Here is a 12,413-nt window from a genome sequence, read left to right as displayed (position 1 = left end):
GAAACTTTATTCAGTTTTCAAAGGTCTACCAGTTTGTCGTTTCAAATCAGCGACTTAATAGTTATATCATAACTCTCAAGTTGGTGTCAAGAACTTTTTTGAAGAAGTTCTTTCGCTGAAGCTCAGCGACAACTCTTATATATTACCAAGAACTCAAATCTTTGTCAACAACAATTTTGAGTTCTTGGCGTCGCCACCGTAGCGCTGAAGCTTTATCGCGGTGACAACGATTAATTACTATACACGTCTCGCCTTAATTGTGCAAGAGCTAATTACTAATTTTACAAATCAAACATTTTTGTAAACCCTTCCTTTGTTGCTACAACAAGCAAAAGAAATTTACACTTTTTTATCCTCGCCCCCTGTCCCCCCTCGGGGCAATCAACTATAATGAAGCGTGAAGACAAAATAATGATACAAAGGAATGAGCATTATGTACAAAAACCGGGTTTACCTGGCCAGTCCTTTTTTCTCACCAGAGCAAAAGGCACGGATTGAAAAAGTCGTGGCCGCCCTCAAGCAAAATCCCACGATTGATCCAGACGGAATTTATAATCCACAAGAACACCAAGAAGAAAGCTTAGAATTTGGTTCGCGCGACTGGCAAGATTCCGTGTTTAACACCGACATGCGACAAGTCAAACGGGCCGATGTCGTCGTGGCAATCACTGACTATAAGTATGAAGAGGGCAACTACGAACCCGACAGCGGGACAATCTTTGAAATCGGGGCGGCTTGGGCCTGGCACATCCCCGTCATCATGGTGCAATTCCATCCCGACAATGAATTGAACCTGATGTTGGCCCGCTCCCACACGGCCATGTTCACCGGCGATAAAATTGCAGCTGGACTGGCGGAATACGACTTTAACAACCTACCGACCCACTGGACTGACATGAAAGTCTTTTAACCCCACCATTACGAGAGAGGAGCCTCAGTTATGACTAAGTACAACATTCACGACCACCGGATCATCACGACCCACCGGATCTTAAACCGCGACTTGAACGAACACCAAACCCTCTTTGGCGGGCGGTTGCTCGAAATCGTCGACGCCGAACCATCCATCATCGCTTCGCACCTGTCCTTGCGCAAGGTTGCCACCGTCGGGATGGAAGACATTCACTTCTATCACCCCTTTGGTCTGCACGACGCTTTGACGATGACGGCCTACCTGACCGGGCTGGGCAATCGTTCCGCCGAAGTCTTTGTGAAGGTCACCGGCCAAAGCTTGGAAACCGGCGAACGTTTCCTGGGTTACACCGGCTTTAACACCTACGTGGTCGTTGATAAAAACTTCTCCTTCCCAGCCTTTGAACTGGTCGGCGAAACTGATGAAGAACGTTACCTGCTCAGCACCTACCAAGAACGGGTCGCCAAGCGCAAGCTGGCCCGCCCAGAAAATCAGGCGCTACTTGACCACATCAGTCTCGATTAACAGCTTAACCAACCAAAAAGGTGATGACCGTCCCCACTTGGTGTGGGAGGATCATCACCTTTTTCATTTACCGTTCATTGACTAATGGTACCCGGTTTAATAAGACCGAGCTGGTAACCACGGACAGCGAACTAAAGGCCATGGCCAAGCCGGCCAGTTCTGGGCTCAGGGTCAGCCCAACGCCGGCAAAGAGGCCGGCCGCAATTGGCAACCCGAGCACGTTGTAGATAAAGGCCCAAAATAAGTTGAGCTTAATCCGCCGGAAGGTCTTTTGACTGAGTTCAATCGCCAAGGGGACGTCGCGCAGATCATTTTTAACCAGGACGATGCCACCGGCATCAATTGCAATGTCGGTGCCACTGCCCATCGCAATCCCAACGTCAGCTGTGGTCAAAGCCGGCGCATCATTGATTCCATCCCCCACAAATGCGACCGGGCCGTGGGCTTGCAAGTTTTGCACGACCGTTGCTTTCTCGGCGGGTAAAACTTGCGCGACAACTTGGTCAATCCCGACTTGATGGGCAATCGCTTCTGCGACCGCTTGGTTGTCCCCGGTAATCATTACCGGCGTCAATCCCTGGGCTTTCAGCGCCGCAATCGCTGGAGCGGTCGTTTTCTTGGGGGTATCTTGCAGAGCAATTAACCCCACTACCTGGGACCCTTGCCCCACGGCAACGACCGTTTTGGCTTCCTTTTCCAGCCGTTGCCAGGCCATTTGTTGCTCAGCCGATAGGGTGGCAGGTCCCAGCGCCGGTTGGCCAACCCAACTAGCCTGCCCGGCAATCTGACCGGTCACCCCCTGCCCCTGGACCGCCGTGAAGTCCGTCACCGGGGGTAACGCCCCGGGGGCCGCCGCCACGATGGCCTGGGCCAACGGGTGCTCCGAGGCCTGCTCTAACGCGGCTGCCAGCCGCAACACTGCCTGCCGATTGCCCACCACGTCGGTAACGATCGGCTGCCCGTTCGTCAACGTCCCGGTCTTATCAAAGGCAACCGTTTTAAGCCGGTTCACTTGCTCCAAGACTTCGCCATCTTTGATCAGGATCCCCAACTTGGCACTACGCCCGGTCCCAACCATTAAAGCCGTGGGCGTTGCTAACCCTAAGGCACACGGGCAGGCAATCACCACGACCGCGACCGCATAAATTAACGCCGTAGCAAACGGGGCAGCTAATACTACATACCAGGCCAAGAAAGTTAAGATCGCCACGATCAAGACCACGGGCACAAAAATATCCGCCACCTGATCAGTTAACTTTTGGATTGGCGCATGACTGGTCTGCGCCTTTTTCACCAGGGCCACGATCTGGGCCAGCAGAGTGTCATCCCCCACCTTTTCCGCCCGAAAGGTCAACGTCCCGGTTTGGTTGACGGTTGCCCCAATGACCGTATCACCAGCTTGCTTGGTCACCGGCAGACTTTCCCCGGTGACCATCGCTTCGTTAACGGTCGAGGTCCCCGCCACCACTGTCCCGTCGACGGCGATTTTTTCCCCTGGTTTGACCTGAATCAAATCACCAACGCGCACTTGAGCCAACGCCACCGCCACGGGTTGGCCATTGCGCAGGACCGTGGCTGTTTTGGCCTGCAACTGACCGAGTTTGCTAACGGCATCGGAGGCCCGGTTGCGCATTCGTTCTTCAAAAACCTGCCCTAAAAGCACAAAGGTCACCACCAGCGCGGCACTTTCGAAAAAGACCGGGCGGTGCGTCGCCAGGGCGTAAAGACTGTAAAGGTAGGCCGTCAACGTGCCAATCGCCACCAAGGTATCCATATTAGCGTGGTGGTGCTTAAAAGCCGCCCAGGCAGTATGCAAAAAGGGCCGGGCACTGAGCGCCATCACCAGCGTCGTCAAAATCAGTTGCCCCCAGGCTTCCCCGGGTAAATGCACCCCTAGCGGCATTAAGAGCATGTTGACTAACAAGGGGACGGAAAGCCCCAACGACCACCAAAAGCGCTTGGTCACCGTCATGATTCCACCACCACTTGGCCCTTGACCATGTCCATCCCGCAGGCAAAGCCGTACGTCCCCGGGGTCGTCGTATCAATTGTGAAGTGGACTTCTTCATTCAATGGCAATTCCTGCTTAAAGCCCAATGCCTTGGACTGAACGACTTGCACACACCCGCGGTCGCTGACCCGCTTAAAGACCAGTTCCGCTGGTTCACCTTGCTTGAAGGTAACCTGGTTTGGTTGGTAACCACCATCAACGATAATTGTTTGCTTGGCCATGCTTAAATCCTCCTACTTGATAATGACTTTGCCGTGAAACATATCCATCCCACAGGCCCATTCAAATTCCCCGGGCTGGGAAGTGTCGATTTCAATCGTTTCCAGCTGGTTCTCTGGCAAGGGCCGGTTGATCCCCCAAGCCGGAAAGACCACCCGATCCAAACAGGCCGACGGATCCTTGCGTAAAAACTGCAAGGTCGCCGGTACCCCTTGCTTTAGGGTTACGACTTCGGGTTGGTAGCCCCCATCGACAATTACTGAAGCAGTTTGCTGCTGGGCATCCGCCGCCAGGGTTGCTTCAGCGGCCGCGGCTTCGTGGCGACCGAAAAACCACCAGAGAATAAAGGCAATCAACCCTAGACCGATCACCGTTGCGATTACGTGTGCCATCCTTATCCCACCTTTCGTTGACGTTTGTAACTTTATTGATCGTTTTTAGTATAGGAATTAGATTTACATTTGTCAACGTTCGGCGGGAATTTAAGGTTTTTCCCGCAAATTATGGTAAGAAAAAACACCCCCGTTGGTTTCCCAACGAAGGTGTCAAAGTTTGCTAATCTTGGTAAGCTTCCCCAGTTAATTCGGCTACTGGAGTGAAGACATCCGTGTATAAAGCGTCGACTTGGACCTTGGTCCGCGTCTTTTCAAAGTACAGGGGGGCAATCATCGTCAGGTATGGCATCATTGCCGCAAACCCTAAGACCAACAGCACCGCACCGATCCAAATGCATGGGTTCGTCGCCGTATAAACCCCGTAGAAAATCAGGCCCCCGGTCAAACCACCCCAGACTAAGGATGGGACCCCAGCAAAGAGCAGGCTGATCAAGAAGTAGTTAAACTTAAAGCCAGCCATGTAGCGCTTGGAGACCGTCAAGGCGTGCCGCATGGATTGCCCCAAGAATGCCGGCTGCTTAGCCCGGTAGAGGTAGAGGGCTTGGGAATATTGCAGCCCCTTCCAGATGGCGATTATTTCGTTTAACACATCCAGGGTGTTAACCACGATCGCATTACCCGCGAAGAACCCCGCTAAAATCCGCAGGGGCAATTGCCACAAGAAGATGAACAAGGCTGAATAAGCTACCAGCCGCAACAGTTGGTTCTTGCGCAGGTGCTTGAAGCGATTCCAGATCGAGCTGGCCGATAAGACCTTCGCCGAATTTTGGATCCGGTCTTGGTAGCCAAATTGCACGCCCACTTGCAGGCAGTAGAACAAGAAGAAGATCACGACCACGGCCACCAGCAGCAGCAAGAATTCCCCGACCGCAAAGAGCAGGGACGTAATCGTCATCATTCCGTACATAATCATCATGATGCTCATCGACAACGAGGCCAGCAGGCTGTAAGCAAAGTACAGCCCCATCCCCGTCAGGGCCAGCCAGATGATAAAGTAACCGGCTAAGGGCCACATCGTCGTCAGGTATTCGCGTTTATTTAATAACGGCTTGAGGCTGGCCGCAAACTCTTTGATGCCCACCCCATCTAATTTGGCCGCTTTTTCGGGGGTACGACCCTTGTTTTTGAAAAATTTCAAATTTCTTCCTCCCAACATTTAATCAATCCCATTTATCTTACCACATTGCACGTGGTTGGTAATCGTCATTGTCCCATCATACCAAATTCTGGCGCCGCCGGTCGCGTCTTTACCAAACCTTAACCAAGGCTTGCCCTTCCCTTCAAATTTTAACCGTTGATCGTCAGGGGAGTGATGAACTGTAAGAAGGCCGTTGCCGCTGGGGAAAGGGGCCGGTGTTTTTTCCAGGCCAGCAGATGCCCACTGGTCGTTTTGGGGACCAGGGGCACAAAGGCCAGGGCCGGATCGTGATACTGCGTGGCAACCCCGCGGATGCCGAGGTGGTAGTAGTGACCGGTCTTGAGCAAGGTGGGCACGGCGCCCGGTAAATTGGTGACGACCTTGAGGTTTAACTCGGCGGGCGATAGTTGCAGGGTGTCCGCCAAGGCATCCCGGACAATCGGCCGGCGCCCCATCACCAACGGCAGGGTGGCCACTTCCGCCGGCTGCAGGCCCGCTCGCTGGGCCAGGGGGTCATCTGCGCGCATCGAGATCCCCCATTCTTCGCGCACCGGCAAGGCCAAGAAATGATACTTAGCTGCTTCAACTGGTTCGATCAGCGCCGCCAAATCATCCTGGCCCTGATCGAGGCGGGGCCGCAGGCTGTCACCATCACCGCTAAAGAGCTGAAACTTGACCGCCGGGTGGTGGTCCTGAAAGGCCGCAACTTGCTCCAACAGCCAGGGAGCCACGGCCGATTCCACCAGCCCCAGGTTAACCGTCCCGCTCAACCCCGTTGAACTGGTTTGGAGCTCTTGTTGGGCGTGCTCTAAAAGATCCAAGATCACCTTGACCCGCTGGCGAAATAAGACGCCGGCCGCATTTAAATGCAGTTGGTGGTGGTGGCGGTCAAATAGGGGCCGGCCCACCGTCCGTTCCAATTCTTGGATCTGACGGGACAGGGTCGGCTGGGTCAAGTGAAGCTGGCGGGCAGCCTGGGTAATGTTATTGGTTTCAGCGACCACTAAAAAGTAGCGCAAGACACGGGTTTCCATCGTAATTGCCCCCTTGGTTTTTCCTTTAGCTTACACCATTAATTCAATTTTTGCATGACTAACCACTAGTAATAAGTATTTTTCATCAACGGCAAAGCTAACTATACTGAACTTAAACCAATGAAAGAAGGTCAGGAACCATGCAAAACGAAACCGCCATCAAAAACAATCCCTTTGGCTTCGGCGATCCCAACGTCGCCTACGCGCAGTATTTTCAAGGCCAAAGTTTCCTTAACGGGCTGGTGACCCCGGCAGGGTTAGTCGACTTTTCCATCAGCAACGTCAGCTTTGAACCGGGCTGCCGCAACCACTGGCACATCCACCATGATGGCTACCAAATCCTGCTGGTCACGGCTGGGGAGGGCTGGTACCAAGCAGCCGGCCACCCCGCCCAACTGCTCCACGCCGGCGACGTGGTGGTAATCAAAGCCGGCATCAAGCACTGGCACGGGGCGACGAAGGACAGTTGGTTTACCCACCTGGCAATCACCAAGGGGACCAGTGAATGGCTGGCTCCCGTCAGTGACGCCGAATATGCTCAGTTGCCAGCTCGCAATTAAGAAGGGAAGGATCATAATGGCTAACAACCAAACTGCCGGGCATGATCAACTGGGGGCCTTTGCGCCCCAGTTTGCCCACTTTAACGATGACGTCTTGTTCGGCGAGGTCTGGGCCGATGAAGATAGCCTGAGCCCCCGCGACCGCAGCTTTTTAACGGTCACCGCCCTGATTACCAAGGGCGCCTTTGAACAGTTGCCTTACCACTTAAGGGTGGCCAAGCAAAATGGGATCACCCAGCCAGAAATTGCCGCGATGATTACCCAGCTGGCCTTTTACGTGGGCTGGCCTAACGCTTGGTCCGCGTTTAACCTGGCAAAAGAAATTTGGGCTGATTAACCTCATAACCGCTGACTTAAGGACGCCCCTTCGGTCAGCGGTTTTTTTGCACCAAAAAAGGAGCTGCGTTAACAGCCCCTGTGCTTGCTTGAGCCGGATTAGTCGATGTCGTACTTTTCCTTGCTCAATACGTTCAGCTTTTCGTCGAAGTCGTAAACGACTGGTTGACCAGTAGCCATTTCCAGCCCCATGATGTCTTCATCTGAAATTTGTTCAATGTACTTGGACAGCGCCCGCAGGGAGTTCCCGTGAGCGGCGATGATAACGTTCTTGCCGTCCAACAGCTTTGGTGCAATTTCGTCTTGCCACAGCGGAATTACCCGTTCCAAGGTTACCTTGAGGTTTTCCCCACCTGGAATGGCGCGTGGGTCCAAGTCAGCGTAACGACGGTCCTTAGCAGCTGAACCTTCGTCATCGGCACTCAGCAGCGGTGGTAAAACGTCGTAGGAACGACGCCAGATGTGCACTTGTTCGTCCCCGTACTTTTCAGCGGCCTTTTGCTTGTTGTGGCCTTGCAAAGCCCCGTAGTGACGTTCGTTCAAGCGCCACGTCTTGAATTCAGGGATCCAGAGTTGGTCACTTTCTTCCAATGCGTAGTGCAACGTCTTGATGGCCCGCTTCAAAACAGAAGTGAAGGCGTAGTCGAATTCAATCCCGTGTTCCTTGATGGCCTTCCCAGCCGCCTTGGCTTGAGCGACCCCTTTTTCGCTCAAGTCAACGTCAACCCAACCAGTAAATTGGTTGGACAGGTTCCATTCACTTTGCCCGTGACGAATTAAAACTAATTTAGCCATGTTCAATTGACCTCTTTCTTCTTAGATACTCGGTAATTTACCATACTTGTCCATTTTAAATCAGATTCCCCCGCTTGCCAACCATTAGTGAAGAATTGCACCAAAGTCCCTTGGACAGCCCGGTCAGTCGTTGAGCTCAGGCCGTTGATAATTAGTTGTCATAGCTTGATAGCGCCCGCCCATCACGCGAACGAAACGGATTTTCCATGTTTCACCTACGTTGTGTATCTTCTTAAAAATTATTTTACTGAAGTCCTACCGCATACATATCTTCATTGCTACCGCACAGATCCACTAGATCCGTGCGGTAGTAATGACCTTCCGGGCATTTAAAAAGCCAAGCGCCCCCCAGCGCTTGGCTTTCCTCCCCAGCGTAACTCCTTAGCCGCACAGGACTAAGTTTAAGAATTTTTGGACGATCGCATCGTCCACCCCAGCCGTAACCAAGACCCGCAACGGCAAGTTTTCCATGATCTTGACCGTCGCCGGGTTATCCAGCAGCGGCTGGACCGCGGCCTTTAAGCCCGATTGCTCAAAGGCAATTTGCACCACCGGATCGGCGCTGGCTTCGATGTCATCCAAGTAACTGTCGGCCGTAATGACCGGTTGGCGGGTTTGCCCCAGCGTCAACTCTAGCGGCGCTTGCAGCCGAATATCACGCGAGGAGCTCCCGACTTGGATTTCATAGTGGCCATTGTCAGCTTGCCACTGTTTGTTGGCCGCGTTGTACCAACTAAAGGCCCGCCGGTCGAGTTCAAAGGTTACCGTCGTCGCTTCCCCCGGGGCCAGACTGACCTTTTCAAAACCGCGCAGTTCATGGGCCGGCATGGCCACCCGGCTGGCTTCGTTGACCACATACAGTTGGACGACTTCTTTACCGGCCCGGTCGCCAATGTTCCTAACCGTCGCAGTTACCTTCACCGTATCGGCCAACTCTTCGACTTGCAAATCGTCATAAGCAAAGTCGGTGTAACTCATCCCATGCCCAAACGGGAAGCGCACTTCCAATTCCTTGGTGTCATAGTAACGGTACCCGACAAAGATTCCTTCCCGGTAATCTTCTTTTTCCGCGTCCGCGTTAAAGAAGAGGGTTGCCGGGTTATCCCCCAAGTAGACCGGAAAACTTTCGGCCAGTTTCCCAGACGGGTTGACCGCCCCGGTTAAGACATCCCAGGTTGCTTCGCCGACCGCTTCCCCCGCCAGGTAGCTTTCCAAGATCGCGGTTACGTCACCGGCCCACGGCATCGTGATGGCCGCCCCGTTTTGCAAGACGACGGTCACGTGATTGTGGATGGCCGCCAGTTGGGCGATCAATTCATTTTGATTGTCTGGCAAGTTGATATCGTCATGGTCGAGCCCCTCGCTTTCGTATCCGTCTGGGTAACCGGCAAAGATCACCACGTGGTCGCTGCGCTTGGCCAGGGCCACGGCTTCATCGACCAAAGTTGGATCGGCGGTCGTTTGGTCCAGCCGGTACCCCTGCGCATAGGTGGCCTGCTTGGGCATCGCCGCCAGCGGCGTCACCACGTGGGTCGGGTTGACCTGCGAACTCCCCCGCCCCATGAAGTGTGGGTGGGCCGCCAGTTCCCCGATCACGGCAATCGATTCGGCCGGCTGATCCAGCGGCAATTCCTCGTCCCAATTTTGCAACAGGACCATGCTTTGCGCCGCCAATTCGCGGGCAAACTGGTGCTTAGCGGCGAAGTCAACCGTTGGCGTTTGGGCGGGGCGGGCCCAGTCGTGCATGACTTGCAAGACCCGCAGGGCGGCCCGGTTTAAGGCCATTTCATCTAAGCGCCCTGCCTTAACGGCCTGCACAATCTCTGCAACTGATTGGGCACCCTTCCCCGGCATTTCCAAGTCCAAGCCGGCCTTTAGCGCCGTCACGTGGTCGACCACCGCGCCCCAATCCGACATCACCATCCCGGTAAAGCCCCATTCATCACGCAAAATTCCGGTTAAGAGCCGTTGATTTTCAGACATTGGCACCCCGTTAAGACGATTGTAAGCACACATGATTGCCGCCGGGCGGGCTGTCTTGACAATCTTTTCAAATTGGGCCAGGTACAATTCCCGCAGGGCCCGCTCGTCAACGTTGGATGAGACCGTGTAGCGGTGACTTTCCCGGTTGGTCACGGCAAAGTGCTTCAGAGCGATCCCAACCCCGGCGCTTTGGACCCCCTTGACAAAGGCAGTCCCCAGCCGCCCGGTGACCAGCGGATCTTCCGACAGATACTCAAAGTTGCGCCCTGCCAAGGGATTGCGCTTTAAGTTCACTTCTGGCCCCAGCAAGACGCTGACTTGCTTGGCCGCGGCGGCGGCGCCTAGTTGTTGCCCATAGCGGTGCAACAAGTCCTCGTCAAAGGAACTGGCCAAGAGGGCCGCGCTCGGGAAGGCAACGGCCGGTTCGCTTTCCGTCAGCCCCATCGTGTCCTGGGCATTGTTAGGCTTGCGAATCCCAGCCGGCCCGTCAGCAAACATTACCCGCTCAACGCCCGGCACCTGAGCGGTATACCAAAAATCCGCCCCCGTCACCAACGCTGCTCGTTCGGCCAAGGTCAGCCCCTGCACAAAATGTATATCAATCGTTGTCATCGTTACATCCTCCTGTCTGGTTAAACTTCTCTCTTGAAAATTGTCCCGCTAAGCGGCCGATTACTTGTAAGGATTATTATAGGGTGAAGAACTAGCCAAACTTAACCAAAATTGTTTAAAATGATCATATCTTGTGATAAGCAATTTGCTAAAAGGGTTTACGAAACCGCGCCGTTATCAGCAAAGGAGGCACTAACGATGACGGATTTAACGCAATACTTAACTGAGTTACACCGGGCCACCAAAGTCGGCTTCTTTGTCGCCGACCACCAGGGGCATTTGACGGAGCGCTTTAAGGCCCCGGCGATGCCCGACCTGCCAAGTATCTACCTGACCCGCCTGATCAAACATTCCCTGGCGTCGGGGGTCTACCTCTACCTCGCCAACCCCAAGGAATGCTTTACCGTCATTGTCAGTTCGGCCCCCCAAGCTACCTTGATTATTGCTTGGATGAGCAGTACCACCTTGGAAGAAACGGAATTTTACCAGGAGCACTTCCCCACCCTGAGCAGCCAGCGCCTCGTCGCCCTCAGTAAGACGAGCTATTTTACCCTTTGTCATACCTGGCCGACCGTCTACGAAAATAACTTCGTCGGTGATTTCAGTTTCAACCGGGAAGCCCACGAAAACGAACCGCGGCCCCGCCACCACAACAGCTACCACTTGGAAAAATGCCTGCTGGCTGCCGTTAAAGATGGAGATTTAGATCGCTTTAACCAGGGACTGGATGCCTACTTGCGGTCGGGCTCCTTTGGCCGGACGGCAATGCAAGAGTTGCGCAACCAAAAAAACATCGCTATTATCGCCATCTCGCTGTGTGCCCGGGCCAGCATCGAAGGCGGTGTGCCCCCGGAAATCGCCTTCAGCCTGGTTGATAAGATGTGTTTGTACGTCGAGGGGATGACGTCTATCACCAGCGTGGGCAATCTGATTCAAACCATTGGCTCGCTGTTTACCACCCGGGTCCAGCACAGTCGTCAATTGACCCACGCCGGGCAAAATTACTGGGTCAACCAAATCGAACGCTACGTCCGGACCCACTTTGCCCACGGCTTGACCCTGGCCCAACTCGCCCAGGCCCTGGGGCGTGATAAGCACTACCTGGCCCACTTATACCGAGCCGAGACCGGCCGGACAATCCACCAGTATCTCCTCTTGTGCCAGATCAACGAATTTAAATCCGAACTGCTGTGGACCGACCACACGATTACCCAGATCAGTACCCAACTGGGCTTTAGCAGCCCCGGCGCCGCCACTAGGGTCTTTAAACGCGAAACCGGCCTGACTCCCCGCCAATAGCGCCAACGCTATCATATCTAAAAAAGAGCCCGCCCCCAGGCCAGCTCTCCGGTTAATTTTCTTCATGTAAGTACTTGGTTAATAAAATTGTCCCACCAATCAACGCCAAGACGGCCAAGGAAATCAACAGGGCATCTAGCGCCTTGCCATGGTTGGCAATCAGCCACCGAATCAGGGCGGTGATCCCCAGCCCGATCAGGAAGTTAACCGAAATATGGCCGCCATTGCGCAAAATATTGATGACCATCGCGATAAATTCGAAGAAGAGGAAGAAGGTCACGACCGCTTCTAAGAGAACATAGTAGTTATCTAACGTCGATGGCAGCGTACTTAACCGGACGATGGCCACCAATTCATCGACCATAAAGTAAATCAGTGACAAGCCTAACAAACCAATGCAAACTAGGCTGATGACCTGCAAAAAGGTCGCCAGGTGATCGGCCCATCCGTAAAATTTTTTCATTCATCTCACCTCATCTTTTCTTTATTATACGCGGCGCGGTAGGGGGCTGACCACGGATTTCTCGGGCAAATTGGTCCCGACCACTGACAAAAACTGGTATCATGAAAGTAATACGCTACGTTGCCCCTCG

General features: G+C 53.8%; 13 protein-coding genes. 5 read left to right on the top strand and 8 right to left on the bottom strand.

Features of this window, described 5'->3' with window-relative positions:
• Positions 1–433 precede the first annotated feature (433 nt).
• Positions 434–910, top strand: coding sequence for a nucleoside 2-deoxyribosyltransferase (locus FC43_RS04390; RefSeq protein WP_019206688.1), 477 nt, complete (start codon positions 434–436; stop codon positions 908–910).
• 30 nt (positions 911–940) lie between these two features.
• Positions 941–1,438 carry an acyl-CoA thioesterase gene (locus FC43_RS04385; RefSeq protein WP_019206687.1) on the top strand — a complete coding sequence of 166 codons (498 nt, stop codon included), beginning with the start codon at positions 941–943 and terminating at the stop codon, positions 1,436–1,438.
• 67 nt (positions 1,439–1,505) lie between these two features.
• On the opposite strand, the gene FC43_RS04380 is transcribed toward FC43_RS04385, so the two are convergent.
• The 5 genes from FC43_RS04380 to FC43_RS04360 form a co-directional block, all read right to left on the bottom strand.
• Positions 1,506–3,410, bottom strand: a complete 1,905-nt coding sequence (locus FC43_RS04380; protein ID WP_019206686.1) for a copper-translocating P-type ATPase — start codon at positions 3,408–3,410, stop codon at positions 1,506–1,508.
• Positions 3,407–3,670: a cupredoxin domain-containing protein gene (locus FC43_RS04375; RefSeq protein ID WP_019206685.1), complete on the bottom strand. Its 264-nt coding sequence runs from the start codon at positions 3,668–3,670 to the stop codon at positions 3,407–3,409. The genes FC43_RS04380 and FC43_RS04375 overlap by 4 nt, the downstream gene beginning before the upstream one ends.
• Positions 3,671–3,682: 12 nt before the next feature.
• Positions 3,683–4,060 (bottom strand): cupredoxin domain-containing protein, encoded by a 378-nt coding sequence (locus FC43_RS04370; protein WP_019206684.1) that lies wholly within the window; start codon positions 4,058–4,060, stop codon positions 3,683–3,685.
• A 163-nt stretch (positions 4,061–4,223) separates the two neighbouring features.
• Positions 4,224–5,201 carry a hypothetical protein gene (locus tag FC43_RS04365; protein ID WP_019206683.1) on the bottom strand — a complete coding sequence of 326 codons (978 nt, stop codon included), beginning with the start codon at positions 5,199–5,201 and terminating at the stop codon, positions 4,224–4,226.
• Positions 5,202–5,350: 149 nt separating this feature from the next.
• The gene (locus tag FC43_RS04360; RefSeq protein ID WP_056954365.1) at positions 5,351–6,235 is read right to left on the bottom strand and encodes a LysR family transcriptional regulator; all 885 of its coding nucleotides are present in this window, start codon (positions 6,233–6,235) and stop codon (positions 5,351–5,353) included.
• A gap of 140 nt (positions 6,236–6,375) precedes the next feature.
• Between FC43_RS04360 and FC43_RS04355 the strand changes: the two genes are divergently transcribed.
• Together FC43_RS04355 and FC43_RS04350 are read left to right on the top strand one after the other, a co-directional pair.
• The gene (locus FC43_RS04355) at positions 6,376–6,795 is read left to right on the top strand and encodes a cupin domain-containing protein (protein ID WP_019206681.1); all 420 of its coding nucleotides are present in this window, start codon (positions 6,376–6,378) and stop codon (positions 6,793–6,795) included.
• Between the two features lie 16 nt (positions 6,796–6,811).
• Positions 6,812–7,132: a carboxymuconolactone decarboxylase family protein gene (locus FC43_RS04350; protein ID WP_019206680.1), complete on the top strand. Its 321-nt coding sequence runs from the start codon at positions 6,812–6,814 to the stop codon at positions 7,130–7,132.
• A 98-nt stretch (positions 7,133–7,230) separates the two neighbouring features.
• Here the strand turns inward: FC43_RS04350 and FC43_RS04345 are convergent, their stop codons facing one another.
• Together FC43_RS04345 and FC43_RS04340 are read right to left on the bottom strand one after the other, a co-directional pair.
• Entirely contained in the window at positions 7,231–7,926 is a 696-nt protein-coding gene (locus tag FC43_RS04345) for a 2,3-diphosphoglycerate-dependent phosphoglycerate mutase (RefSeq protein ID WP_019206679.1), read from the bottom strand.
• Between the two features lie 381 nt (positions 7,927–8,307).
• Positions 8,308–10,521 carry a glycoside hydrolase family 3 C-terminal domain-containing protein gene (locus tag FC43_RS04340; protein ID WP_056954363.1) on the bottom strand — a complete coding sequence of 738 codons (2,214 nt, stop codon included), beginning with the start codon at positions 10,519–10,521 and terminating at the stop codon, positions 8,308–8,310.
• A 198-nt stretch (positions 10,522–10,719) separates the two neighbouring features.
• On the opposite strand from FC43_RS04340, the gene FC43_RS04335 reads away from it, so the two are divergent.
• Positions 10,720–11,820, top strand: coding sequence for a helix-turn-helix transcriptional regulator (locus FC43_RS04335; protein WP_056954361.1), 1,101 nt, complete (start codon positions 10,720–10,722; stop codon positions 11,818–11,820).
• Between the two features lie 52 nt (positions 11,821–11,872).
• Here FC43_RS04335 and FC43_RS04330 read toward each other — a convergent pair whose 3' ends face one another.
• Entirely contained in the window at positions 11,873–12,283 is a 411-nt protein-coding gene (locus FC43_RS04330; RefSeq protein ID WP_019206677.1) for a phosphate-starvation-inducible protein PsiE, read from the bottom strand.
• Positions 12,284–12,413: the final 130 nt, after the last annotated feature.

Source organism: Limosilactobacillus ingluviei DSM 15946 (genome assembly GCF_001435775.1).
GTDB classification, from domain to species: domain Bacteria; phylum Bacillota; class Bacilli; order Lactobacillales; family Lactobacillaceae; genus Limosilactobacillus; species Limosilactobacillus ingluviei.
This window is presented reverse-complemented; position numbering and strand designations above follow the sequence as displayed.